A 25,638-nucleotide genomic window follows, 5' to 3' on the forward strand; every position below is an offset into this window, starting at 1 on the left:
GGGGCTACAGGTCGTGGCCGAGGTCGGCCGACAGGCGCCGCACCAGGTCGTAGGCGGCGTCCGGGATCACCGTCCCGGGCCCGAAGACGTCCGCGGCGCCCATCTCCAGCAGGGTCGGCACGTCCTGCGGCGGGATCACTCCGCCGACCACGATCATGATGTCCGCGCGGCCCTCCTCGGCGAGCTTCTCCCGCAGCGCCGGTACGAGCGTGAGGTGACCGGCGGCCAGCGACGACACCCCGACCACGTGCACGTCCGCCTCGACCGCCTGCCGGGCGACCTCCTCCGGCGTCTGGAACAGCGGGCCGACGTCGACGTCGAAGCCGAGGTCGGCGAAGCCGGTGGCGATCACCTTCTGGCCGCGGTCGTGGCCGTCCTGGCCCATCTTGGCGACCAGGATGCGCGGCCGGCGCCCCTCGGCCTCCTCGAAGGCGTCGACCAGGGCGCGGGTGCGGTCCACGGACGGGGACTGGCCTGCTTCGTTGCGGTACACACCGGAAATCGTACGGATCTGGCTCGCGTGCCGGCCGTACACCTTCTCCAGGGCGTCGGAGATCTCACCGACGGTGGCCTTGGCGCGGGCCGCTTGCACGGCCAGCTCCAGCAGGTTCTCCTTGCCGTCGGCCGCCCGCGTGAGCGCGTCCAGGGCGTCCTGGCAGGCCTGCTCGTCCCGCTCCGCGCGCAGCCGCCGCAGCTTCTCGATCTGCTGGGCGCGCACGGAGGAGTTGTCGACCTTCAGGACCTCGATCTGCTCGTCGCTGTCGACCCGGTACTTGTTCACACCGATCACCGGCTGGCGCCCGGAGTCGATGCGGGCCTGCGTCCGCGCCGCGGCCTCCTCCACCCGCAGCTTGGGGATGCCGGCGTCAATGGCCTGTGCCATGCCGCCCGCCTGCTCGACCTCCTGGATGTGCGCCCAGGCCTTGCGGGCGAGGTCGTACGTCAGGCGTTCCACGTACGCGCTGCCGCCCCACGGGTCGATGACCCGGGTGGTGCCCGACTCCTGCTGGATGAGCAGCTGGGTGTTGCGGGCGATGCGCGCCGAGAAGTCGGTCGGCAGGGCGAGGGCCTCGTCCAGGGCGTTGGTGTGCAGCGACTGGGTGTGGCCCTGGGTCGCCGCCATCGCCTCCACGGCCGTACGCGTGACGTTGTTGAACACGTCCTGCGCGGTCAGCGACCAGCCCGAGGTCTGCGAATGGGTGCGCAGGGACAGGGACTTGGTGTTCTTCGGCTCGAACTGGGAGACCAGCTTGGCCCACAGCAGCCGGGCCGCCCTGAGCTTCGCGACCTCCATGAAGAAGTTCATGCCGATCGCCCAGAAGAAGGACAGGCGCGGTGCGAACGCGTCCACGTCCAGGCCCGCCTCCCGGCCCGCCCGGATGTACTCCACGCCGTCCGCGAGCGTGTACGCCAGCTCCAGGTCGGCCGTCGCACCCGCCTCCTGGATGTGGTAGCCGGAGATGGAGATGGAGTTGTAGCGGGGCATCTTCTGCGAGGTGTACGCGAAGATGTCCGAGATGATCCGCATCGACGGCTTCGGCGGATAGATGTAGGTGTTGCGGACCATGAACTCCTTCAGAATGTCGTTCTGAATGGTTCCGGCCAGCTTCTCGGGCGGTACGCCCTGCTCCTCCGCCGCCACGATGTACAGCGCCAGCACCGGCAGCACGGCGCCGTTCATCGTCATCGACACCGTCATCCGGTCGAGGGGGATCCCGTCGAACAGCTGCCGCATGTCGTAGATCGAGTCGATGGCCACGCCCGCCATGCCGACGTCACCGGTCACGCGCGGGTGGTCGCTGTCGTAGCCGCGGTGCGTGGGCAGGTCGAAGGCGACCGACAGGCCCTTCTGGCCCGCCGCCAGGTTACGCCGGTAGAAGGCGTTGGACTCCTCGGCGGTGGAGAAGCCCGCGTACTGGCGGATCGTCCAGGGCTGGTTGACGTACATCGTCGGGTACGGGCCGCGCAGATACGGCGCCATGCCCGGGTAGGTGCCCAGGAAGTCCAGGCCCTCCAGGTCACGGCCGGTGTACAGCGGCTTGACCCCGATGCCCTCCGGGGTCTCCCACAGCGGCTGCGCGCTTCCGGTCGCCCGCTCGACGGCCGCACGCCACTGATCGGCACTGCCGTCGGCGGCCGGCGACCCCAGCTCGATGCCGGAGAAGTCGGGGATTCCCATCAGGACACTCCCATGCGGTCGAGGGTCGCGGACAGCACGGCCACGGCGTCGCAGCCCGCGAAGACGTACGAGTCGATGCCGGCGTGCTCGCCCCGGCCCGCGAGGAACACGTGCCGGGCACCGGCCGCGCGCAGCGACGCGGCGGTCCGCTCGGCCTGTTCGGCGTACAGGGCGTCGCTGGAGCACAGCACGGCCTCGGTGGCGCCGCTGTCCTCGAAGCTGCCCTCGGAGACCGGCTCGATGCCGCCCGCCTGGAAGAGGTTGGCGGCGAAGGTCGCGCGCGCGGTGTACGCGGCGGCCGGGCCGATCGTCGCGAGGAAGACGCGCGGGCGGGTGCCGGTCGCCGCGAGGTGGGCGTCGGAGCGGGCGCGCAGTTCCTCGAACGCCTCGTCGCGGCGCACCCGGGGCAGACCGCCGGAGGGCGGCTCGGGCGCCGGCTCGCGCTCCACCGGCTTCTCGGTGAGCAGCGGGAACTCGCTGACACCGGTGACGGGTTCGCGCCGCTTGGCGAGCTTCTTGGAGCGCTCCGCCCAGGTCGTCGCGAGGTCGGTGCGCAGCCGGCCGGAGCGCAGCACGGCCGCCTGACCGCCGTCGCGCTCGATCGTCCGGAAGAACTCCCAGGCGGCATGGGCCAGTTCGTCGGTCAGCCGCTCCACGTACCAGGAGCCGCCCGCCGGGTCGATGACCCGGGCCAGGTGGGACTCCTCGATGAGGATCGTGGAGGTGTTGCGGGCGATCCGCCGGGAGAACGCGTCCGGCAGGCCGAGCGCGTGGTCGAACGGCAGCACGGTCACGGAGTCGGCGCCGCCGACCCCGGCGGCGAGCGTCGCGACCGTCGTGCGGAGCATGTTCACCCACGGGTCGCGGCGGGCCATCATCACCGGTGAGGTCACCGCGTGCTGCACCTGCGCGCCCGGAACCGCGCAGACCTCGGCGACCCGGGCCCACAGCCGGCGTGCGGCACGCAGCTTGGCGATGGTGAGGAACTGGTCGGCGGTGGCCGCGTAACGGAACTCCAGCTGCCCCGCGGCCTGTTCGGCATCGAGTCCGGCCTCGGACAGGTCCCGCAGATAGGCCACACCGGTGGCGAGCGAGGCGCCCAGCTCCTGCGCGGCCGACCCGCCCGCCTCGTGGTACGGCAGCGCGTCCACGGTCAGCGCCCGCAGGCCCGGGTACTGCTCGGCGCAGCGTGCGGCCAGGGCGGCGTACGGCGCGAAGTCCAGCGGGGTGCCGGTGCGGGCCTCGTACCCGAGGGGGTCGCCGCCCAGATTGCCGCGTACGGCCTCGGCGCCGACGCCGTTGTCCGCGTACAGCCGCAGCAGTGCCTCGGCGGCCTGCCCGGTGTCCCGGCCCGCGTCCAGGACGACCGGCGCCAGGTCGAGGTACACACCCTCCAGTGCCCGGCCCAGCCCGTCGAGCGGGATCCCGCCCTCGCCCAGCACCAGCCACAGCGAGGTGCCGCCGTTCTCCAGATCGGCCAGAACGGCGTGCTCGGTGAGGGCGGTGTGCCGCTGCCGTACGTCCCAGCCGCCCGCGGTGTTCCCCTCGGGACGGCTGCCGCGCACATACGGGGCGAAGCCGGGCAGGCCGGGGTCGGGCGCGGTGTCGCGCGCGGTGTAGAGGGGCCGGGTGCGCAGCCCGTCCTCCAGCGTCGTGGACAGAGCGTCCTCAGCTGCCGCGCCCGAGACTTCCTTGCCCGACTTGCGCAGCACGCCCTCGACCAGGCGTTGCCACTGCTCGTGTGTCGCGTCAGGGAACTCGGCGGCCAGTGAGAGCCCGTCGTCAGGCAGGACCGTCATGGCTCGGATGCTAGGGCAGCATGCTCAAGTGAGTGCAGGGCAGGGGCTGTGAGGTTTCCCTCCTTGCGCTTGTGAGCTGCGCCGCTCAGCCGTCGGATGGCTCTTCGTCCGGTTCGGGCAGCTCCGGTACGAGCGCGCGCATGGCCGCGCGCTGGTCGGCGCCCATGGAGTCGGAGAGGGCCTGCCGGACGGTTCCGGCGAGCAGTTCGGAGGTCTCGCTCAGCAGGTCGCGCGCCTTGTCGGTGAGGGCGACCTGCACGCCGCGCTTGTCACCGCAGACCGACCTGCGGGTGACGAGGCCGGCCCGCTGGAGGCAGGCGATCTGGTAGGTGAGCCGGGTCTTGGGGCGGCCGAGGAGGTCGGCGACCTGGGTCATGCGCAGTCCGGTGCGCGGCTGTTCCGCCAGCAGGCACAGGATCAGGAACTCGTCGTGGGAGACGTCGAGGGTCTCCTTCACGACCGACCGCAGCCGCTGCTCCACGGCACCCGTCGCGGCCAGCAGGACCATCCACGCACGCAGCTCGGCGGGCAGCAGGCCGGCGCCCGCGGCGGGGCATTGCAGCTGGTCGGCGGGGGGCGCGTCGGAGTCGGGCATGAGACGAGTCTAACCGTGGTCCAAATTTGGACGAGCAGGTTGTTCAATTTTGGATGAGGGGCTAGCGTGGGCCAGGTCATCCAAATTTGAACCACCCGACTCGGGAGTACACCCATGACCGTCGCCGTACAGACAGGCACCTGGCAGCTCGACCCGGCCGCGTCCACCGTGGCACTGCGGCACAAGACCCTGTGGGGCCTGGTCACCGTGAAGGGCACCTTCACCGCCGTCAGCGGCGCGGGCGAGGTACGGCCCGACGGCTCGGCCACCGGCACGGTGACCCTGGACGCCGCCTCCCTGGACACCGGGCACGCCAAGCGGGACACCCACCTGCGCTCGGCCGACTTCTTCGACGCCGGCACCCACCCGGGGATCACCTTCGCCGTCCGCGGCGCCGACCGCCTCGACGGCGACGGCGTGCGGGTCACCGGTCAGCTGACCGTGCGGGGGGTCGGCAGGCCCGTGACCCTCACCGCGCGCCTGGCCGGCGCGAGCGCCGGGGCGGTCACCCTGGAGACGGAGTTCACCGTGGACCGCGAGCAGTTCGGCATGGGCTGGAACCAGCTGGGCATGATGCGCGGCCTGACCGCGGTGACGGCGGAGCTGCGCTTCACCCGCACGGCCTCCTGAGGTCAGCCCTCGGGGTCGAGCTCGGCCCGCTTCACGTCCCGCGTGGACAGCGTCTGCGGGGTCGCCGTGAACGCGCGCAGCCGCAGCCGGGTGCTCTTCTTCACCGGCACCGTGAACCTCCCGGAGGGCGCCCGGAGTTCGACGGTCGCCGTGGTGTGGGCGGGAATCGTGGCCGGTCCGCGCACCTGCGTCCAGTACCGGTTCATGCCCTGGCCCGTGGTGATCATGTAGTGCGGGGTGAGCGCGTCGTCGCCGGTGTTGGTCACCCTCACGGACATCGCGGAGACGGTGTGCGCGGACGGGTGCCTGACCGCCGTGATGTCCATGCGCAGCGGCGGCCTGCCCGTCACCGCGAGGGTCGCGCTCACCAGGGCCGGCGTCACCAGCAGCACCACGGCCGTGACCAGGGCGGGCCGGCGGCGGGCGCCGGTCAGCCAACGGGGCCGCGGCTGCCACGCGCCCGAGAAGTCCGACAGCGGCACGGTGATGGCCGCCGCCAGCCACAGCGGCGTCATCAGCAGGTAGTAGCCGTCCTGGGACCGGGTCGCCACGTAGAAGGCGCACCAGGGCAGCACGGTCGCGGCCGGACCCAGTCGCCGGACGAACAGCGCGAACAGGGACAGCAGGGCCGCCGCCAGCAGCATGCTCGCGTGGCCGTACCAGTCGAGCCGGTCGCTGCCGTGGGTGAAGTACAGCGAGATGCCCACCAGGCCCTGGCCGTGCAGGACCGCGCCCTGGGTCAGCGGCAGCGCGATGCCGCCCAGCCACGGACCCGGCTCGGTCACGATGAAATACGCGTTGACGAGCAGCCAGGTGAGGACCGCGATACCGAGGATCCGCAGCACCACCCGCGCGGCCTGTCGCCCGCCGAGTTCACCGCGGCGCACGGCATAGATCCCGGCCAGCAGGAACGGCGTGACGAACCAGGGGAGCTGCTGTGCCGCGCACGCGGCACCGAGGCACGCGGCCCGCGCGATCCCGGCCGGGCCCAGCCGGCCCCCGGCGCCGAGTCGCGGCCAGCGCACCACCACCGGCACCAGCAGGACCAGGCCGATGATCGCCGGATAGCCCTGACGGGCGTACATCGGCAGGAAACTGAAGCCCAGACAGAGCATCGTGGCCGCGGAGCGCCAGGGCGTCGGCAGCATCCGCCACAGCACGACCGTGCCCACGACCAGCGCGACCGTCACCGCCGCCGTCGCGGGTGCTCCGTTGTGGCCGAGCCACAGGAAGGGAGCCGTGACCAGCGGGGTCAGCGGGGGATAGCCGTACGTGAAGTCGTAACCGCCGGTCGTCGTCGCCGTCAGGGCGACGCCCTTGAGGCGGAAGAGCCACGGCCACGGATGGTCGTACAGCTGGTGCCCGTTGACCATCTCCTTCGCGGCCTGGGTGGTGAGGACCGCCTCGTCGCCACCGGCGTGGTTCAGCGCCCAGGTGCACAGGGTGAGGACGATCGCCGTCCCCAGCACCACGAGGTCCAGACGGGCCAGCGAACGCGTCCGCCGAACCGTGAGGGCGAGCACGCCGGTCACCAGGATCGAGGCGTAGCAGAGGGAGATCGCGGCCGCGAGGACCAGATGGTGCGTGGCCGCCTGCGTCCACACCGAACGCGTGCCGATGAACAGGCTGACGTCGGCGAGCAGGGTGAGTACGCGATGCCACTGCGCGGGGGAGCCGTGGACCTCCGCGCGGGCAACCGGGAGGGCGGACACCGCCGACTGCGTCCGCCGGCCGACTGTCACCTGCTGTGATTCTGCCAAGTGCACGGAAGTGGACGCTATCGGGGGCGGATGACCGGCACGTGGCCGGGCGTGAAGAGAACGGTATGAGCGCGGTAAGAAGCGGGCGTAAGCGTACATGTGGAGCGGTTCGCTCCCGATGGTGGGGCACCGGAGCGGTCGCGCAGTGTGTCGCTGTTGGGCCGAACGGGTGACTTGGCGTAAGAATTGGCTGGTGCAGGCAATGAGTGCGAGTCAGGTCGGGGGGAGCCGGTGAGCCGCTACGACGTCACCGATGAACAGTGGGAAGGGCTCGCCCAGGTCGTGCCGCTGCGGGGCCGCGACGCCTGGCCGTCCGCGGTGAACCACCGCTCGCTGCCGGACGCCGAGACCGAGACCCGGCGCCGGTTCGTGGTCCTGCGGGTCAATGTCTTCGCGGACGCCCGGGAGGTCGCCGAGACCCTGATGGCCGGCGCGCCGGTCCTGCTCGACCTGACCAACGCGGAGACCGAGGTCGCCAAGCGCGTCCTCGACTTCAGCACGGGCGTGGTCTTCGGTCTGGGCAGCGGAATGCACCGCGTCGACCGCAATGTGTTCCTCCTCACCCCGCCCGGCACGGAGGTCAGCGGGCTGATGGAGGGAGTGGGTGTGTCGGGCGGCTGAGAAAGCCTCCGGCGGTCGAGCGTGGGTGCCTGTGGTGGTCGGGCGTGGGTGCCTGCGGTGGTTGAGCGTGGGTGCCTGTGGTGGTCGGGCGTGGGTGCCTGCGGCGGTCGAGCGCGGTGCCTTTGGCGGATGAGCCCGCGGTGTGCGTGAGGAGCGCGGTGTCCGAGGCGGCGGAGTCCGGATCTCGGTGCCGAGCGCGGGGCGTGGCTCCGCGCTGAGCCCGGGGGCGTGGACCTTCCTGGCCGGGCGGCCGGTGCCGTGCGACCGGTGGGTGCCGTGACGCCGGCCGGTGGGCTTCGCTGTCGGCACCGTGGTGTCGGGCTCCGGGCCTCCCGGCGGGGTTGGCGGTGGCGGCGCTCTGGGATCCGCGCCGCGCTTCCCGACGGGCCGGCGGTGGTCGTGCTGTGGTTGTCGGTGCGGTGCCGCGATGTCCGGCTGTGCTTGGGCCCGGCCTGACCGCCTGCGGCCCTGGTCCCCCGGCCCGGACTGGCGCCTGCCGGGCAAGAACCCGCGCGCCCCGCCCGGCCCGGCGAACCACCCCGGTCCTCCGCCGGGCCGGGCCGAGGACCGGCACACCTCTGCCGGCGGGCGGGGTCGGCGGTGGTGGGGCTCTGGGGTTCGCGTCGTGCTCCCGTGGGTGGGGAGGCGGCGTGTCCGGTAGGTCGTGTCGTTCCCCGCCCGCTGTCACTCGACCGGGTGGCCCTGGTGCCGTTTGAGCCTGTCTGATCGCCCGATCGTAGGAAGGTGCCGGACGGGAAACGGTTCGGCAGGTGGGCCGGGTCCTACGGTCCGGGCATGGCCGTGCCCTCCGTGTCCGCCGAACCGCCGGCGGCCGACGCGTTCACCGCGAGCGTCCCCGCGCAGTCCCGCGAGCCCCGCGAGTCCCCCGATGTGCGGGCCCGGATCACCGAGTTGCGGCTGTCGGCCTTCGCCGGGCACCGGCGGGCCGGGTTCCCGCTGGGGTCCGTCACCCTGTTCGCGGGGCCCAGCGGCGCGGGGAAGACGACCGCGCTCGCGGCGTACGAGGCACTCGCCCGGCTCGGCGGCGGAGCCTCGCTCTACGAGGTGTTCCCGGACCCGGTGGCCTGTGTGCCGCAGCGGGCGCGCCCCGACGCGGAAGGGCGACGGGGGTTCCGGATCGGGTGTACGGCCGACGGCGCCGAGGGGCCGGTCCGGCTCGACCTCGCCGTACAGGCCGAACCGGAGCTCAGGATCGTGGGGGAGCGGCTGACCGCGGCCGGGGTCGTCCTGCTGGAGACCGCGCTGCGCGACCCCGGGCGCGGTACCGTCCAGGCCGCCTGGCACACCGCCGGCTCCGCCCCGGTGACCCGCGCCCCGCTGCCCGACGACCGCCTCGGCACCGCCCTGCTGCCGCTGCGCGTCGCCGGCAAGACGGACGGACAGCGCCGGGTGCTCGCCGCGGCCGAGCAGATGGTGGTCGCCCTGCGCTCCGTCTTCCCCTGCGACCCCCGCCCCGAGAACATGCGCACCCCCGTCCCCACCGGCTCCGGCCGCCTGCTGCCGGGCTGCGACAACCTCGCCGACGTGCTGGGGCGCACCCGCGCGCAGTGCGCCCGCCGGCACGGCCGGCTGGTCGAGGCACTGGGCGTGGGCTGCGCCGGTCCGGTGACCGACCTGGTCGCCGAACCACTGCCGGACGGCACGGTACGGGCCCTGCTCGACCGCGGCGCCGGCCCGCGCACCGACCTCGCCCGGCTCGGCGACGGCGAACTGCGCTATCTCGCGCTGACACTGGTCCTGCTGACGGGCCCCGGCGTCCTGGCCCTGGACGCCCCCGGTGAGGTGCCCGACGCCCTGCGGACCCTCACCGTCCTCACCGACGGCTTCGACCGCTGTCTCGACCCGGCCCAGCGCCGGGCGCTGCTGCGGACGGCCGTCCGGATGGGCGGGCGCGGGCACATCCGGTGCGTGGGCGCGGTGAGCGACGCCTCGTGGGCGGCCGGGACCGAGGGCGTCACAGTGGTACACCTGGACGCGTGACGGAACCTCTCGACCTGGCCCGACTCCAGCGCAGGCTCGCCGAGTTCGCGGCCGCGCGGAACTGGCAGCCCTACCACACCCCCAAGAACCTCGCCGCCGCCCTCTCGGTGGAAGCCTCCGAACTCGTCGAGATCTTCCAGTGGTTGACCCCGGAGGAGTCGGCCCGCGTGATGGCCGACCCCCACGCCGCGCACCGCGTGACGGACGAGGTCGCCGATGTCCTGGCCTATCTCCTGCAGTTCTGCGACGTGCTCGGCATCGACCCGCTGGCCGCCCTGGCCGCCAAGATCGACCGCAACGAACGGCGCTTCCCGGCGCCGGGGGCGGAGGGCGGCTCCCAGGGGGGCGAACTATCGGAGGACTGAACTCCGTTATTACTCTCCGAAGTCAAATCACCTGTCGAATCCGAATTGTTGTCCACAGATTTCCGTCTACCTCTGGCTTTTCGCCCCGCGCACCTTCACTCTGGGTAGTGGACAAGTGAGTTCCAGCGGGTGTGCGGGGACGCATGCGGAAGGACGGGGGCGACACATGGATGCGGTACGGCTGATCCTCACGAGCCGGCGTGCCCTGGCGGGCGGCGCCGACGCGGGCGAGATCATGGCGGAGGTGTGGCAGGCCCAAGCCCTGGCCCAGGCGATCGGCAGCCGGCTCGCGGTCTCCGGCCCGCCGGAGCTGCGCGGCGAGGCGCTCGGCCTGACGGAGCTGGCGGGCCGGGGCTGCGGAGTCCTGGACCCGCCCGAACTGGACCTGGGCGATCTGCGTGCCGCCCAGCTCACCGAGCTGGACGACGCCCGCGAGACCCTGCTGTGCCTCGGGGGCCTGCTCGGCGAGGTCGGCATGGCCCTGGTCGGCGTGGCCAGCGCCGCGGCCGACGAGACGACGTACTGGCAGTGCATGGAGGCCATCGACGCGGCCGACGAGTCCCGCGACCGCGTCCTGGAGATGCTGCGCAAGCTGGCGGCACGGGAGGAGGCGTTACAGGAGGACGGCAATCGGAACAGTCCGTCCGGCGTGTGAGGACGGGGCGGTTCAGGCGGGTGTTTTTTCACCCGACCGTGGACGGCCGTGCCCGGCGGTACCGGCGCGGTGGACGCGGTGTGCGGCGTGCAGGATAGATGTATGGACCTTCGAATCTTCACCGAGCCCCAGCAGGGGGCCACCTACGACACCTTGCTCACCGTGGCGAAAGCCACCGAGGACCTGGGATTCGACGCCTTCTTCCGCAGCGATCACTACCTCCGCATGGGCGGCTCCGACGGCCTGCCCGGCCCCACGGACGCCTGGATCACACTGGCCGGCCTGGCCCGTGAGACCAGGCGCATCCGCCTCGGCACCCTGATGACTGCAGGAACCTTCCGGCTGCCGGGCGTGCTCGCCATCCAGGTCGCCCAGGTCGACCAGATGTCCGGCGGCCGGGTGGAGCTGGGCCTCGGCGCGGGCTGGTTCGAGGAGGAGCACAAGGCGTACGGCATCCCGTTCCCGAAGGAGAAGTTCGCGCGGCTGGAGGAGCAGCTCGCGATCGTCACCGGGCTGTGGGCGACCGAGGTCGGCAAGACCTTCGACTTCCACGGCACGTACTACGACCTGACCGACTCGCCCGCGCTGCCCAAGCCCGCGCAGTCGAAGGTTCCGGTGCTCATCGGCGGCCACGGCGCGACCCGTACACCGCGGCTGGCCGCCCGGTACGCCGACGAGTTCAACATCCCGTTCGCCTCCGTCGAGGACAGCGAGCGTCAGTTCGGCCGGGTGCGGGCCGCCGCCCAGGAGGCGGGCCGCGGCGCGGACGCGCTGACGTACTCCAACGCGCTCGTGGTCTGCGTCGGCCGGGACGACCGGGAGGTCGCCCGGCGCGCCGCCGCGATCGGCCGTGAGGTGGACGAGCTGAAGGCCAACGGCCTGGCCGGCTCGCCGGCCGAGGTCGTCGACAAGATCGGCCGGTACGCCGAGGTCGGCTCCCGGCGGATCTATCTGCAGATGCTGGACCTCGACGACCTGGACCACCTGGAACTGATCTCGGCCAAGGTCCAGTCCCAGCTGTCCTGACACCGCTCGGCCGAGCGGCCGCCGCCGTACCCGGCGGCGGCCACCGCCCGCGTCAGCCGCGCTGGGCGAAGCCGTAGTCGAGGATCTTCGCGGCGTCGGTGAAGCGCTGGTCCGGCGAGGTGTCGGCGAGGACCGTGCCCACGACCGTCCGGCCCCCGCGGGTCGCCGCGAACACCAGGCAGTACTTCGCCTCCGGCCCGGAGCCGGTCTTCACACCGATCGCGCCCCGGTAGGTGCCGAGCAGCGTGTTGCTGTTCTTCCACGCCTCCATCGCGTGCGTGCCGCCGCCCGGCCGGTAGGACTTCATGTCCTGGTACAGCGGGGTGCCGACGACCTTCTTGAACGTCCTGTTCCTCAGCGCGGTCGCGGCCAGCTTGGTCAGATCGCGGGACGAGGCGAAGTTGTTGCCGTTGGACACCCCGTCGAAGCCGTCGAAGTGGGTGTTCGTCAGGCCCAGTTCACGCGCCTTGCTGTTCATCTTGGCGATGAACGACTTGGTCCGCTGGGCCGTCGTCGATCCGGTGCCGTAGGTGTCCGCGAGGGCGTAGGCGGCGTCGCAGCCCGAGGGCAGCAGCAGCCCGTACAGCAGGTCGCCGACGCTCATCGAGTCGCCGAGGATCAGGCGGGCGCTCGAATAGCGCTGGTTCTTCGTGGTGGGGTCGATGACGTAGTCCGTGTACTCCTTCTTGATCTTCACCTTGCGGTTCAGGTCCAGGTGGGGCTGCGACAGCACCACCAGAGCCGTCATGATCTTCGTCGTGGACCCGGTCCGCAGCTGCGCGTCCGGTGCCTGGCCGAACAGCGTCTTGCCCGTGGCCGGGTCGAAGGCGTACGCCCCCTCGGCCGACACCTGCGGTGCCGGGGCCGCCTGGGCGGGAGCGGCCGCGAGGACCCCCGTGGTCAGGACCGCACCGGCCAGTGCCGCGACGACGGTTCGTCTGCGGGCGCCGGCTCCGTGGCCGTAGGTCATGGTCACCCCTTGCGTCAGTGGTCAGTTGACGGTTGATCACTATGCCGTAACGGTGCATGTTCTGTGTGGGAACTGTGGGCTCCGTCACGGCGCCCGTGGTCCGGGCCTGATCGGATGGCCTGGTGCGCAAAGTCCTCCCTCTCGCCCTCGCCGGCCTGTTCGCCCTGTCGGCATGCCAGTTGGCCGATCACGACGACCCCGTCGGCGAGTCTCGCCGCCTCAACACCATGGCGGCCCTCCCGCTGCACGCCTACATCCCGGACCCCGCGTCGGACGGCGCACGGGCCGTCAACCGGGCCCAGTGGATCCTGGGGAAGAAGTGCATGGTCCGCCTGGGATTCGCCGGCTTCGCGACGCTCCGCACCGAGGCCGTCGAGTCGACCTACCCGGTCCGGCAGGGAGCGCTCGCGGGCGCGGGCTCGACCCGTGACGACAGCCCCTACGGCGTCGTCGACCCGGACCTGGCGTCCGAGCACGGCTACCACACCCCCACACCGGACGCCTCCACCCAGCCCCAGGAGTGGCCCGCCGACCAGTACACAGCGCTGACCGGCACCTTCGCATCCGGCGAGAGCCGCTCCACCCACGGCCACCGCATCCCCGAGGGCGGGTGCCTGGGGCAGGCGATGCGGAAGATCGACGGCCCGGCGCCCAAGGCGACGAAGGTCAACGGCGTCAAATCCACCGGCAATTACCCGCTGGTCTTCCGACTCTGGTACGAGTCCCACAAGAAGGCGACCAAGGACCCGGCCTGGAAGAAGGCCGACCGCGCGTGGTCGACCTGCATGAAGAAGAAGGGCTTCTCCTACTCCGACCCGGACAAGGCCTCCCTCGACTCCCACTGGCTGGGGCACGGCAAGCCGTCGGGCGCGGAGAGGAGGACGGCGACCGCCGACGCCCGGTGCAAGCTCGACACCGGGTACGTCCCGGCCGTGCAGGCCATCGAGGCGCGCACGCAGAAGGCCTCGATCGGCGACAACAAGGAGGAGCTGGAGGCCGTGCGGGCGGCGGTCGAACGGGCCGTGCGCAACGCCCGGACGGTCATCGACCACGAGAAATAACGGGCACTGCGCGAAAACCGGTGGTCAGCGGCGCCTCGCGACCGGAAGACTCGGACGTGTGTTCCTGACGATCTCCACACGCGGCGACGCCGCCCACCCGGCCACCGACCTCGGGTACCTGCTGCACAAACACCCCGACAAAGCGCAGAAGTTCTCCACGTCCCACGGCACGGCGCACGTCTTCTACCCCGAGGCGGACGACCGGCGCTGCACGGCCGCACTGCTGCTGGAGATCGACACGCTCGCGCTGGTCCGCCGGGGCAAGGGCAAGGGGCGTGGGGGTGCGCCCGACGCGGCGCTCGCGCAGTACGTCAACGACCGCCCGTACGCGGCCTCCTCGCTGCTCGCGGTCGCGCTGAGCGGCGTCTTCTCCAGCGCCCTGCGCGGGGTGTGCGCCGCCCGCCCCGAGCGGGCCGCCGCGCCACTGCCGCTGCGCGTCGAGGTCCCGGCCCTGCCCGCACGCGGCGGTCCCGACCTCGTACGACGGCTGTTCGAGCCGCTCGGCTGGACGGTGACCGCCGACCCGGTCCCGCTCGACACCGAGTTCCCGCAGTGGGGCGACTCCCGGTACGTCCGCCTCGTCCTGGAGGCGGACACGCTGACCCTCGCCGAGGCACTGCGCCACCTGTACGTCCTGCTGCCGGTCCTCGACGACGCCAAGCACTACTGGGTCTCCTCCGACGAGGTCGACAAGCTGCTGCGGGCCGGCGAGGGGTGGCTTCCCACCCACCCGGAGCAGAGGCTGATCACCAGCCGGTACCTCTCCCGCCGCTGGTCGCTGACCCGGCAGGCGAGGGAGCGGCTGGAGCTGGTGCGCCTCGCCGAGGCCGACGACAGCGAGGTCGAGGAGATCGACAACGCGGTCGCCGAGGAGACGGAGGCCGAGGAGAAGCCGACCCCGCTGGCCGTCCAGCGCCGGGAGGCGATCCTCGCCGCCCTGCGCGAGCGCGGTGCCGCCCGGGTCCTCGATCTGGGCTGCGGACAGGGCGAGCTGGTGCGGGAGCTGCTGAAGGACGTGCGGTTCACCGAGATCCTCGGGGTCGACGTGTCCGTGCGGGCGCTCACCATCGCCTCCCGGCGGCTGAGACTGGACCGCATGGGGGAGCGGCAGGCCTCGCGCGTCGGACTCGTGCAGGGCTCGCTCGCCTACACCGACAACCGGCTCAAGGGCTATGACGCCGCCGTGCTCAGCGAGGTGATCGAACACCTCGACCTGCCCCGGCTGCCCGCCCTGGAGTACGCCGTGTTCGGGCACGCCCGCCCCCGCACGGTCCTCGTGACCACACCGAACGTCGAGTACAACGTCCGCTGGGAGACCCTGCCCGCCGGACACGCCCGGCACGGCGACCACCGTTTCGAGTGGACGCGGGAGGAGTTCCGCACCTGGGCGCGGACGGTCGCCGAACGGTTCGGCTACGCCGTGGAGTTCCGGCCCGTCGGACCCGACGACCCCGAGGTGGGCCCGCCCACCCAGATGGCACTGTTCGTGATCAGGACAGAGAAGGAGGCGAAGGCGGCATGACCGGGGCAACAGAGCACAAGGGGCGGGTCCTCCCCGTCACCGACCTCTCCCTCGTCGTCCTCGTCGGCGCCTCCGGCTCCGGCAAGTCCACGTTCGCGCGACGGCACTTCAAGCCGACCGAGGTGATCTCCTCGGACTTCTGCCGCGGTCTGGTCTCCGACGACGAGAACGACCAGAGCGCGACCCGGGACGCCTTCGACGTCCTGCACTACATCGCCGGCAAGCGACTGGCCGCCGGCCGCCGCACCGTCGTGGACGCCACCAGCGTGCAGCAGGACGCCCGCCGTCAGCTGATCGAGCTGGCCAGGAAGTACGACGTGCTGCCCGTCGCCATCGTGCTGGACATCCCCGAGGAGGTGTGCGCCGAGCGCAACGCGGCCCGTACCGACCGCGCCGACATGCCCCGCCGGGTCATCCAGCGGCACATCCGCGAACTGCGCCGCTCCTTGCGCCACCTGGAGCGGGAGGGCTTCCGCAAGGTGCACGTCCTGCGCGGTGTCGAGGAGGCCGAACGCGCCACCGTCGTCACCGAGAAGCGGTTCAACGACCTCACCCACCTCACCGGCCCCTTCGACATCATCGGCGACGTCCACGGCTGCGCGGCCGAACTGGAGGCGCTGCTCGCCAAGCTGGGCTACACCGACGGCGTGCACCCCGAGGGCCGTACCGCCGTCTTCGTCGGCGACCTCGTCGACCGCGGCCCGGACACCCCGGGGGTGCTGCGCCGGGTGATGGCGATGGTGAAGTCGGGCAACGCCCTGTGCGTGCCCGGCAACCACGAGAACAAGTACGGCCGCTACCTCAAGGGCCGCAACGTCCAGCACACCCATGGGCTCGCCGAGACCGTCGCGCAGATGGAGGGCGAGAGCGAGGAGTTCAAGACCGAGGTACGGCAGTTCCTGGCGGGCCTGGTCAGCCACTACGTCCTCGACGGCGGCAGGCTGGTCGTCTGCCACGCCGGTCTGCCCGAGAAGTACCACGGCCGCACCTCCGGCCGGGTCCGCTCGCACGCCCTGTACGGCGAGACGACCGGCGAGACCGACGAGTTCGGGCTGCCGGTGCGCTACCCGTGGGCGGAGGACTACCGGGGCCGCGCGGCCGTGGTCTACGGCCACACCCCGGTCCCCGAGGCGACGTGGCTCAACAACACCATCTGCCTGGACACCGGTGCTGTCTTCGGCGGCAGGCTGACGGCGCTGCGCTGGCCGGAGCGCGAGCTGGTCGACGTACCCGCCGAGCGGGTGTGGTACGAGCCGACGCGTCCGCTGCGCGCCGAGGCGCCCGGCGGACCGGACGGCCGGCCGCTGGCCCTGGCGGACGTGCACGGCCGCAGGGCCGTGGAGACCCGGCACGCGGGCATGGTGGCGGTCCGCGAGCAGAACGCGGCGGCGGCCCTGGAGGTCATGAGCCGCTTCGCGACCGACCCGCGGCTGCTGCCGTACCTGCCGCCGACCATGGCACCGACGGCTGCCTCGCAGGTCGAGGGCTACCTGGAGCACCCGGTGGAGGCCTTCGCGCAGTACGCGGCGGACGGTGTCGAGCGGGTCGTGTGCGAGGAGAAGCACATGGGCTCGCGGGCCGTGGCCCTGGTGTGCCGGGACGCGGAGGCGGCGACGAGGCGCTTCGGGGTGGACGGCCCGACCGGGTCGCTCTACACCCGTACCGGGCGGCCCTTCTTCGACGACGAGAAGGTGACCGAGGAGATCCTCGGCCGCCTGCGCTCGGCGATCGACAGCGCCGGACTCTGGGACGAACTGGCCACCGACTGGCTGCTGCTGGACGCCGAGCTGATGCCGTGGTCGCTGAAGGCCTCGGGTCTGCTGCGCAGCCAGTACGCGGCCGTGGGCGCCGCGTCCGGCGCGGTGTTCCCGGGTGCGCTGGCCGCCCTGGAGGCCGCCGTCGCACGGGGCGCGGACGTGAGCGGCCTGCTGGACCGGCAGCGGGAACGCGCCGCGGACGCCGCCGCCTTCACCGCCGCCTACCGCCGTTACTGCTGGACCACGGACGGCCTGGACGGCGTGCGCCTCGCGCCCTTCCAGCTGCTGGCCGTCCAGGGCCGCAGCCTCGCCGCGCTGCCGCACGACGAGCAGCTGGCCCTGCTCGACCGGCTGGTGGAACACGACGGCACCGGACTGCTGCAGACCACCCGGCGGCTGTACGTCGACACCGGCGAGGCGGAGTCGGTGCGCGCGGGGGTCGACTGGTGGCTGGAGATGACCGGCCGGGGCGGCGAGGGCATGGTCGTCAAGCCGGTCGGCGCGCTGGTCCGGAACCAGGACGGGCGGCTGGTGCAGCCGGGCGTCAAGTGCCGTGGCCGTGAGTACCTGCGGATCATCTACGGCCCCGAGTACACCCGGCCGGACAACCTCACGGGGCTCCGGCGGCGGTTCCTGAACCACAAGCGGTCCCTCGCCCTGCGCGAGTACGCCCTCGGCCTGGAGGCCCTGGACCGGCTCGCGGACGGAGAGCCGCTGTGGCGGGTGCACGAGGCGGTGTTCGGGGTGCTGGCCCTGGAGTCGGAGCCGGTGGATCCCCGTCTGTAGCCCGCCCCCTCCCCGGGGGCGGGCGGCGCCGAAAAAACAGGAAGCGGCGGAAACGGTCGACAAGGGCGTGAAGACGGGCGGCGGCGGCCAGGATGGAGGCATGGCATACCACGTCGACTCCGAGGCCGGGCGGCTGCGCCGCGTGATCCTTCACCGGCCCGATCTGGAGCTCAAGAGGCTCACCCCCAGCAACAAGGACGCCCTCCTCTTCGACGACGTGCTGTGGGTGCGCCGGGCGCGCGCCGAGCACGACGGGTTCGCCGACGTCCTGCGTGACCGGGGGGTCGCCGTCCACCTCTTCGGCGACCTGCTCACCGAGACCCTGGAGGTCCCCGGGGCCCGCACCCTCGTCCTCGACCGGGTCTTCCACGAGAAGGAGTACGGCCCCCTGGCCACCGACCATCTGCGCGCCGCCTTCGCGGCCCTGCCCGCACGCGAGCTGGCCGAGGCGCTCGTGGGCGGCATGACCAAGCGGGAGTTCCTGCACGCGCACGCGGAGCCGACCTCCGTCCGCTTCCATGTGATGGACCTCGACGACTTCCTCCTCGACCCGCTCCCCAACCACCTCTTCACCCGCGACACCTCCGCCTGGATCTACGACGGGGTCGCCATCAACGCCATGCGGCTGCCCGCGCGGCAGCGGGAGACCGTCCACTTCGAGGCGATCTACCGCCACCATCCGCTGTTCCGTGACACGCCGTTCCACGTCTGGTCCGAGGGGCAGGCGGACCACCCCTCCACCATCGAGGGCGGTGACGTCCTGGTGATCGGCAACGGCGCCGTCCTGGTCGGCATGAGCGAGCGCACCACCCCGCAGGCCGTGGAGATGCTGGCCCACAAGCTGTTCGCGGCCGGCTCGGCACGCACGATCGTCGCGCTCGACATGCCGAAGCGGCGCGCCTTCATGCACCTGGACACGGTGATGACCATGGTCGACGGTGACACCTTCACCCAGTACGCCGGGCTCGGCATGCTGCGCTCGTACACCATCGAGCCGGGGGTCGGCGAGAAGGAGCTGAAGGTCACCGACCATCCGCCGGAGCACATGCACCGCGCGATCGCCGCGGCCCTCGGCCTCGGCGAGATCCGGGTGCTGACCGCCACCCAGGACGTGCACGCCGCGGAGCGCGAGCAGTGGGACGACGGCTGCAACGTGCTCGCCGTCGAACCGGGGGTCGTCGTCGCCTACGAGCGCAACTCGACCACCAACACGCATCTGCGCAAACAGGGCATCGAGGTGATAGAGATCCCGGGCAGCGAGCTGGGCCGGGGCCGGGGCGGCCCCCGGTGCATGAGCTGTCCCGTGGAACGGGACGCCGTATAGAAATGTGGTGCGTCGTATAGACTTCCAGAGTCCCCTGTAGTCGTACCCCTGGAGCGCCCCCATGGCGACAGTCCCGACCGCCCTTGGAGGCCGCCACTTCCTCAAGGAGCTCGACTTCACCGAAGACGAGTTCCGCGGCCTGGTCGAGCTGGCGGCCGAGCTGAAGGCCGCGAAGAAGGCCGGGACCGAGACGCCGTACCTGCGCGGCCGGAACATCGCCCTGGTCTTCGAGAAGACCTCGACGCGCACCCGTTGCGCGTTCGAGGTCGCCGCGGCCGACCAGGGTGCCCGCACCACCTACCTCGACCCGTCCGGCTCGCAGATCGGGCACAAGGAGTCCGTGAAGGACACCGCCCGGGTGCTCGGCCGGATGTTCGACGCCATCGAGTACCGCGGGGACAGCCAGGCCAAGGTCGAGGAACTGGCCGCCCACGCCGGCGTGCCCGTCTACAACGGCCTCACCGACGACTGGCACCCCACCCAGATGCTCGCCGACGTGCTCACCATGACCGAGCACAGCGCCAAGCCGCTCCGGCAGATCTCCTTCGCCTACCTCGGCGACGCCCGCTTCAACATGGGCAACTCCTACCTGGTCACCGGCGCGCTGCTCGGCATGGACGTGCGGATCGTCGCGCCCAGGAGCTACTGGCCCGACCAGGAGATCATCGACCGCGCCCGGCGGCTGGCCGCGTCCAGCGGTGCCCGGATCACCCTCACCGAGGAGGTCATGGACGGCGTCACGGGCGCCGACTTCGTCGTCACCGACGTCTGGGTCTCCATGGGTGAGCCCAAGGAGGTGTGGGCCGAGCGGATCAAGGCGCTCGCGCCGTACGCCGTGACCATGGACGTCCTGCGCGCCACCGGCAATCCGGACGTGAAGTTCCTGCACTGCCTGCCGGCCTTCCACGACCTCGGCACCAAGGTCGGCCGCGAGATCCACGAGACCTACGGACTGGACTCGCTGGAGGTCACCGACGAGGTCTTCGAGTCCGCGCACTCGATCGTCTTCGACGAGGCCGAGAACCGTCTGCACACCATCAAGGCGGTGCTGGTCGCCACACTCGCCCGGTAACCCCTGGTCACTGCCCCGACCAGCACTTATCCTGACCGACGGCCCGGAACCACCCATTCCGGCCGTCGCCGCGACCTCACCCGGGTCGCCCGCACCACCAGAAACGAGCACCACCCGCATGCCCGCTCCCCGCATCAAGTCCCCGCACCTGCTGGTCGCCGAGTCCGGCGCCGACCGCGAGGGACACGGCCTGAAGCGCACGATGGGCCTCTTCCAGCTCATCTGCTTCGGCGTCGGCGCCATCGTCGGCACCGGCATCTTCGTCGGTCTGTCCGACTCCGTCGCCCAGGCCGGCCCGGCCGTCGTCGTCTCCTTCGTCCTCGCCGCGATCACCTGCGTCTTCACCGCCTTCTCCTTCGCGGAGCTGGGCGGCGCGATCCCGGTCTCCGGCTCCTCGTACTCCTTCGCCTACGCCGGTCTCGGCGAGTCCACCGCCTTCCTGGTCGGCTGGTGCCTGCTGCTGGAGTACGGCATCTCGATCTCGGCCGTCGCCGTCGGCTGGAGCCAGTACGTCAACGAACTGCTGCACAGCCTCACCGGCGTCCAGCTCCCGGCCGCGCTGTCCGCCGGACCCGGCGACGGCGGGATCGTCAACCTCCCGGCCGTGATCGTCATCGCGATGGCCTCGGTGCTGCTGGTGCGCGGGGTGCGCGAGAGCGCCCGCGCGACGGCCGCCATGGCCGCCGTGAAGCTCGTCATCCTGCTGGCCTTCTGCGCCATCGGCTACAGCGCCTTCAGGCACGGCAACCTCACCCCGTTCTCCCCGGCCGGCCTCGGCGGCATCGGTGCGGGCACCACGGCCGCGTTCTTCTCCTACATCGGCTTCGACGCGATCACCACCGCCGGCGAGGAGGCCAAGAACCCGCGCCGGGACATCCCTGTCGCGATCATGGTCTGCATGGGCATCGTCACCCTGCTGTACTGCGCGGTCGCGCTCGCCGCGATCGGCGCCATCGGCGGCAAGGCGGTCGCCGGCCGTCCCGCCGCGCTGTCCTACGTCGTCAACGAGGTCACCGGCTCGGCCGTCGGCGGCGGCGTGATCGCCTTCGGCGCGGTCGTCGCCATCGCCTCGGTCGTCCTCGCGGTGATGTACGGCCAGACCCGCATCCTGATGTCGATGTCCCGCGACGGCCTGATCCCGCGCGTCTTCGAGAAGGTGAACCCGAAGACCTCCACGCCGGTCGCGGGCACGCTGATCGTGGCGGCCGTCTTCGCGCTCCCCGCGGCCTTCGCCTCCCTGGACGCCGTGATGAACCTGTGCACCATCGGCACGCTCGCCATCATGGCCGTCGTCAACGTCGTGGTGATCGCCCTGCGCCGCCGCGAACCGGGCCTGACCCGCAGCTTCCGCGTCCCGCTCTACCCGGTGGGCCCGCTGCTCGGGGTCGCCTTCTGCCTGTACCTGATGTACGAGACCGGCTGGCAGACCTGGATCCAGTTCGCCGTGTTCCTCGCGGTGGGCCTCGCCGTCTACGCCGTCTACGGCCGCCGGCACTCCACGCTGGCGCGGGCGGCCGATCCCGGGGTCACGCCGAGCGCCGCCGCTGAGCGGGAACCGCAGGCAGTCTGAACCACACCGCCTTGCCCGACGGGGTGGGGCGGTGACCGCAGGACGAGCTGAGGGCGCGGATCAGCAGCAGCCCGCGCCCGCCCTCCTGCCAGACGTCGGGCTCCTCGATCACCGGCCGGGTCAGATGGCCGGGCGGCGCCGGGTCCGGGTCGTGCACCTCGACCTGGCAGCCGGTCGGCAGCAGCTCCACCACCAGCTCGATCGGGCCGCGCCCGGCGGTGTGCTCCACCGCGTTGGCCACCAGCTCCGCCGTGAGCAGTTCCGCGGTGTCGCAGTCGGCCGGGTGCTCCACCTCGGTGAGGGCCGTGCGCACCAGGGCGCGCGCGACGGGCACCGCCGCGGCGGTGTGCGGCAGCGCGATGCGCCAGGAGGCCGGTTCGGTGGGGCGTTCGTGCAAGGCGAGTCCGTTCATGGAGCAGGCTGTCCTGCTTTCAACTGTAGAAAGGGTACGGGCCCGGCCACCGCAGACCGTCGTCGGGCCCCGCCCGGGACCGTCGGCCCCGGTACCGGCGGCCTACCCCGGTGAACGTCCCGCCTCGCCCGTCGGCGCCCACTGTTACGGCGCTGTCGAGGACCGGTGACGCATGTGACGGGACTCGGCCGATCGGCCGGTCATCTGTCGCGCCCTCGTGACGACAGTCACAAACAAGTGATAGCTTCGAGGGACAGCGCAACGTACGGCACCGCCCCCCTAGGAGGCCGCACGTCATGAGTCCCTTCACCGGCTCCGCCGCCCGCACCTCCGACTGGGAGCACCTGCGGCTCCGGCTCGCCGACGGGGTCGCCACCGTCACCCTCAGCCGTCCGGAGAAACTCAACGCCCTCACCTTCGGCGCCTACGCCGATCTGCGCGACCTGCTGGCCGAGCTGTCCCGGGAGCGTGCCGTACGCGCCCTGGTGCTGGCCGGCGAGGGGCGGGGTTTCTGCTCCGGCGGCGACGTCGACGAGATCATCGGCGCCACCCTCGCCATGGACACCGCCCGGCTGCTCGACTTCAACCGGATGACCGGGCAGGTGGTGCGGGCGATCCGCGAGTGCCCGTTCCCGGTGATCGCCGCGGTGCACGGGGTCGCGGCGGGCGCGGGCGCGGTCCTGGCGCTGGCGGCCGACTTCCGGGTGGCCGATCCGTCCGCCCGGTTCGCCTTCCTCTTCACCCGCGTCGGCCTGTCCGGCGGTGACATGGGCGCGGCCTATCTGCTGCCCCGGGTCGTCGGCCTCGGCCACGCCACCCGCCTGCTCATGCTGGGCGAACCGGTCCGGGCACCCGAGGCCGAGCGGATCGGCCTGATCAGCGAACTGACGCAGGAGGGCGGGGCCGACGAGGCGGCCCGGGAACTGGCCCGCCGCCTCGCCGACGGCCCGGCCCTGGCCCTCGCCCAGACGAAGGCCCTCCTGACGGCCGAGCTGGACATGCCCCTGGCGGCCTCCGTCGAGCTGGACGCCTCCACCCAGGCCCTCCTGATGAACGGCGAGGACTACGCCGAGTTCCACGCGGCCTTCACGGAGAAGCGCCCGCCGAAGTGGCGGGGGAGGTGAGCTTGTGATGCCGACGTCAGGCGCATCTGCCGCAGGGGCGCGGGGCGGTACCGACATGCGGCTGCGCCGCGGGGCGCGGGAAACCACGACGCACCCGCAGCCGCCGGAGATGCCCGGCCACCCCCTTCGGGTGGCGATCACCGGCGGGGGCCCGGGCGGACTGTACGCGGCGGCACTGCTGAAACGCCTCGACCCCACCCGCGACATAACGGTCTGGGAACGCAACGCCCCGGACCAGACCTTCGGATTTGGAGTCGTCCTCTCCGACGAGACCCTCGGCGGCATCGAACACGCCGACCCCGACGTCTACGAGGCGCTGCGACGGCACTTCGTCCGCTGGGACGACATCGACATCGTCCACCGGGGTGTCACGCACCCCTCCGGCGGTCATGGATTCGCCGCCCTCGGCAGGCGCCGCCTGCTGCGGATCCTGCACGAGCGCTGCCGCTCCCTCGGCGTGGACCTGAGGTTCTCCACCGAGGCCCCGCCCGCGGACGTCCTCCGCGCCGAGTACGACCTCGTGATCGCCGCCGACGGAGTCAACAGCGCCACCCGCGAGACCCACGCCGACGTCTTCGCCCCTCAGGTGACGACACACCGCTGCCGCTACATCTGGCTCGCCGCCGACTTCCCCTTCGACGCCTTCCGGTTCGAGATCGCCGAGACCGAACACGGCGTGATGCAGCTGCACGGCTACCCCTACGCGGCCGACGCCTCCACCGTGATCATCGAGATGCGCGAGGAGGTCTGGAAGGCGGCGGGATTCGACGAAGTCCCCCCACGCGAATCCATCGAGCGCTGCGCCAAGATCTTCACGGACGCGCTCCGCGGCCGCCCCCTGCACTCCAACAACTCGGCCTGGACCACCTTCCGTACGGTGGTCAACGACCGTTGGTCCCACGCCAACGTCGTCCTCCTCGGCGACGCCGCGCACACCGCGCACTTCTCGATCGGCTCCGGCACCAAGCTCGCCGTGGAGGACGCCCTGGCCCTGGCCGCCTGCCTGGAGGAACACCCCGATGTACCGCGGGCCCTGGCGGCGTACGAGCAGGAGCGCAAACCCGTCGTCGCCTCCACCCAGCGGGCCGCCCGGGCGAGCCTGGAGTGGTTCGAGAACCTGGACCTGTACCTCGGCCGGCCGCCCCGCCAGTTCGCCTTCAACCTGCTCACCCGCAGCCGCCGCGTCACCCACGACAACCTCCGGCTGCGCGACGCCCGCTTCACCGAGGCCGTCGAGCGCGAGTTCGGCTGTCCGCCGGGGACACCCCCGATGTTCACCCCGTTCCGGCTGCGCGGTCTGACCCTGCGCAACCGGGTCGTCGTGTCACCGATGGACATGTACTCCGCCACCGACGGCGTCCCCGGCGACTTCCACCTCGTCCACCTCGGCGCCCGCGCCCTCGGCGGGGCCGGCCTCGTCATGACCGAGATGGTGTGCGTCAGCGAGGAAGGCCGGATCACGCCGGGCTGCACCGGCCTCTACACCGGCCGGCAGGCCGAGGCATGGCGGCGCGTCACCGACTTCGTGCACACCCAGGCACCCGGCTCCGCGATCGGCGTCCAGCTGGGCCACTCCGGCCGCAAGGGCTCCACGAAGGTGATGTGGGAGGGCATGGACGAGCAGCTGCCGCGCGGCAACTGGCCGCTCGTCGCCGCCTCCCCGCTGCCGTACAAGCCGGACAGCCAGACCCCCAGGCAGCTCTCGCGGGCCCAACTGACCGACATCCGCGAGCAGTTCACCGCCGCCGCGTGGCGGGCCGCCCGCGCCGGCTTCGACCTGCTGGAACTGCACTGCGCCCACGGTTATCTGCTCTCCGGCTTCCTCTCCCCGCTCACCAACCACCGCACCGACGCCTACGGCGGCTCACCGGAGCGGCGGCTGAGGTTCCCGCTGGAGGTCTTCGACGCCGTACGCGCGGTATGGCCGGCGGAGCGGCCCATGACGGTCCGCATCTCGGCCACGGACTGGGCCGAGGGCGGCACCACGGCCGAGGACGCCGTGGAGATCGCCCGCGCCTTCGCCGCGCACGGCGCCGACGCGATCGACGTGTCCACCGGGCAGGTGGTGGCCGAGGAGCGGCCGGAGTTCGGGCGGTCGTACCAGACGCCGTTCGCCGACCGGATCCGGAACTCGGCAGGGGTCCCGGTCATCGCGGTCGGCGCGATCTCGTCCTGGGACGACGTCAACTCCCTCATCCTGGCCGGGCGTGCGGACCTGTGCGCGCTGGGCCGTCCGCACCTGTACGACCCGCACTGGACCCTGCACGCGGCGGCCGAGCAGGGCTACGACGGTCCCGGCGCCGGCTGGCCCGCGCCCTACCGCGCCGGCAGCAGACGCCCCCAGACCGGCCGCACGGACGCCCCGAAACCGCGGCTGTCGCTGACCTGACGACCCGGGGGCGGGGGCCG

The 25,638-nt window shown here is 72.0% G+C and carries 20 protein-coding genes; 14 read left to right on the plus strand and 6 right to left on the minus strand.

Annotated features, from left to right (window positions below):
• Positions 1 to 4 precede the first annotated feature (4 nt).
• From scpA to ACWC94_RS26050, 3 genes are all read right to left on the minus strand, one after another.
• Complete coding sequence (gene scpA, locus ACWC94_RS26040; RefSeq protein ID WP_450799457.1) at positions 5 to 2,179, minus strand: methylmalonyl-CoA mutase; 2,175 nt, start codon at positions 2,177 to 2,179, stop codon at positions 5 to 7.
• A complete protein-coding gene (locus ACWC94_RS26045) occupies positions 2,179 to 3,978 on the minus strand; it encodes a methylmalonyl-CoA mutase family protein (protein ID WP_450799458.1) in 1,800 nt (599 codons plus the stop codon). Before ACWC94_RS26045 ends, scpA begins: the two co-directional genes overlap by 1 nt.
• An 85-nt stretch (positions 3,979 to 4,063) precedes the next feature.
• On the minus strand, positions 4,064 to 4,573 hold the full coding sequence (locus ACWC94_RS26050) for a MarR family winged helix-turn-helix transcriptional regulator (RefSeq protein WP_450799460.1): 510 nt from the start codon (positions 4,571 to 4,573) through the stop codon (positions 4,064 to 4,066).
• 114 nt (positions 4,574 to 4,687) lie between these two features.
• On the opposite strand from ACWC94_RS26050, the gene ACWC94_RS26055 reads away from it, so the two are divergent.
• Positions 4,688 to 5,203, plus strand: coding sequence for a YceI family protein (locus tag ACWC94_RS26055; protein WP_450799461.1), 516 nt, complete (start codon positions 4,688 to 4,690; stop codon positions 5,201 to 5,203).
• 2 nt (positions 5,204 to 5,205) lie between these two features.
• Here the strand turns inward: ACWC94_RS26055 and ACWC94_RS26060 are convergent, their stop codons facing one another.
• The gene (locus ACWC94_RS26060; RefSeq protein WP_450799531.1) at positions 5,206 to 6,915 is read right to left on the minus strand and encodes a hypothetical protein; all 1,710 of its coding nucleotides are present in this window, start codon (positions 6,913 to 6,915) and stop codon (positions 5,206 to 5,208) included.
• 279 nt (positions 6,916 to 7,194) lie between these two features.
• On the opposite strand from ACWC94_RS26060, the gene ACWC94_RS26065 reads away from it, so the two are divergent.
• The 5 genes from ACWC94_RS26065 to ACWC94_RS26085 all read left to right on the plus strand — a co-directional run bounded on the left by ACWC94_RS26065 (position 7,195) and on the right by ACWC94_RS26085 (position 11,631).
• Positions 7,195 to 7,584 (plus strand): cell division protein SepF, encoded by a 390-nt coding sequence (locus ACWC94_RS26065; protein WP_450799462.1) that lies wholly within the window; start codon positions 7,195 to 7,197, stop codon positions 7,582 to 7,584.
• Between the two features lie 795 nt (positions 7,585 to 8,379).
• Positions 8,380 to 9,585: an AAA family ATPase gene (locus tag ACWC94_RS26070; protein WP_450799463.1), complete on the plus strand. Its 1,206-nt coding sequence runs from the start codon at positions 8,380 to 8,382 to the stop codon at positions 9,583 to 9,585.
• Positions 9,582 to 9,950, plus strand: a complete 369-nt coding sequence (locus ACWC94_RS26075; protein ID WP_450799464.1) for a nucleotide pyrophosphohydrolase — start codon at positions 9,582 to 9,584, stop codon at positions 9,948 to 9,950. Before ACWC94_RS26070 ends, ACWC94_RS26075 begins: the two co-directional genes overlap by 4 nt.
• A 166-nt stretch (positions 9,951 to 10,116) precedes the next feature.
• On the plus strand, positions 10,117 to 10,605 hold the full coding sequence (locus ACWC94_RS26080) for a DUF6099 family protein (RefSeq protein WP_450799466.1): 489 nt from the start codon (positions 10,117 to 10,119) through the stop codon (positions 10,603 to 10,605).
• Positions 10,606 to 10,707: 102 nt separating this feature from the next.
• Positions 10,708 to 11,631: an LLM class F420-dependent oxidoreductase gene (locus tag ACWC94_RS26085; RefSeq protein WP_450799467.1), complete on the plus strand. Its 924-nt coding sequence runs from the start codon at positions 10,708 to 10,710 to the stop codon at positions 11,629 to 11,631.
• Positions 11,632 to 11,683: 52 nt separating this feature from the next.
• Here the strand turns inward: ACWC94_RS26085 and ACWC94_RS26090 are convergent, their stop codons facing one another.
• Positions 11,684 to 12,601, minus strand: coding sequence for a D-alanyl-D-alanine carboxypeptidase family protein (locus ACWC94_RS26090; RefSeq protein WP_450799468.1), 918 nt, complete (start codon positions 12,599 to 12,601; stop codon positions 11,684 to 11,686).
• A 122-nt stretch (positions 12,602 to 12,723) separates the two neighbouring features.
• On the opposite strand from ACWC94_RS26090, the gene ACWC94_RS26095 reads away from it, so the two are divergent.
• The 6 genes from ACWC94_RS26095 (at position 12,724) to ACWC94_RS26120 (ending at position 21,693) form a co-directional block, all read left to right on the plus strand.
• Positions 12,724 to 13,662, plus strand: coding sequence for a hypothetical protein (locus ACWC94_RS26095; RefSeq protein ID WP_450799469.1), 939 nt, complete (start codon positions 12,724 to 12,726; stop codon positions 13,660 to 13,662).
• A gap of 58 nt (positions 13,663 to 13,720) precedes the next feature.
• The gene (locus ACWC94_RS26100; protein ID WP_450799470.1) at positions 13,721 to 15,184 is read left to right on the plus strand and encodes a 3' terminal RNA ribose 2'-O-methyltransferase Hen1; all 1,464 of its coding nucleotides are present in this window, start codon (positions 13,721 to 13,723) and stop codon (positions 15,182 to 15,184) included.
• The gene (locus ACWC94_RS26105; protein ID WP_450799471.1) at positions 15,181 to 17,727 is read left to right on the plus strand and encodes a polynucleotide kinase-phosphatase; all 2,547 of its coding nucleotides are present in this window, start codon (positions 15,181 to 15,183) and stop codon (positions 17,725 to 17,727) included. The genes ACWC94_RS26100 and ACWC94_RS26105 overlap by 4 nt, the downstream gene beginning before the upstream one ends.
• Positions 17,728 to 17,827: 100 nt before the next feature.
• Positions 17,828 to 19,051, plus strand: coding sequence for an arginine deiminase (locus tag ACWC94_RS26110; protein WP_450799472.1), 1,224 nt, complete (start codon positions 17,828 to 17,830; stop codon positions 19,049 to 19,051).
• 61 nt (positions 19,052 to 19,112) lie between these two features.
• Positions 19,113 to 20,123: an ornithine carbamoyltransferase gene (gene argF, locus ACWC94_RS26115; RefSeq protein WP_450799473.1), complete on the plus strand. Its 1,011-nt coding sequence runs from the start codon at positions 19,113 to 19,115 to the stop codon at positions 20,121 to 20,123.
• 118 nt (positions 20,124 to 20,241) lie between these two features.
• Complete coding sequence (locus ACWC94_RS26120; RefSeq protein WP_450799474.1) at positions 20,242 to 21,693, plus strand: amino acid permease; 1,452 nt, start codon at positions 20,242 to 20,244, stop codon at positions 21,691 to 21,693.
• Here ACWC94_RS26120 and ACWC94_RS26125 read toward each other — a convergent pair.
• Positions 21,650 to 22,105: an ATP-binding protein gene (locus tag ACWC94_RS26125; RefSeq protein WP_450799476.1), complete on the minus strand. Its 456-nt coding sequence runs from the start codon at positions 22,103 to 22,105 to the stop codon at positions 21,650 to 21,652. The two genes, ACWC94_RS26120 and ACWC94_RS26125, sit on opposite strands and share 44 nt — an antisense overlap.
• Positions 22,106 to 22,401: 296 nt before the next feature.
• On the opposite strand from ACWC94_RS26125, the gene ACWC94_RS26130 reads away from it, so the two are divergent.
• Positions 22,402 to 23,229 carry an enoyl-CoA hydratase family protein gene (locus ACWC94_RS26130; protein ID WP_450799477.1) on the plus strand — a complete coding sequence of 276 codons (828 nt, stop codon included), beginning with the start codon at positions 22,402 to 22,404 and terminating at the stop codon, positions 23,227 to 23,229.
• Positions 23,230 to 23,236: 7 nt separating this feature from the next.
• Entirely contained in the window at positions 23,237 to 25,618 is a 2,382-nt protein-coding gene (locus ACWC94_RS26135) for a bifunctional salicylyl-CoA 5-hydroxylase/oxidoreductase (RefSeq protein WP_450799478.1), read from the plus strand.
• The last annotated feature ends 20 nt before the right edge of the window (positions 25,619 to 25,638 follow it).

The sequence above is a fragment of the Streptomyces sp. NPDC001135 genome (genome assembly GCF_053598395.1).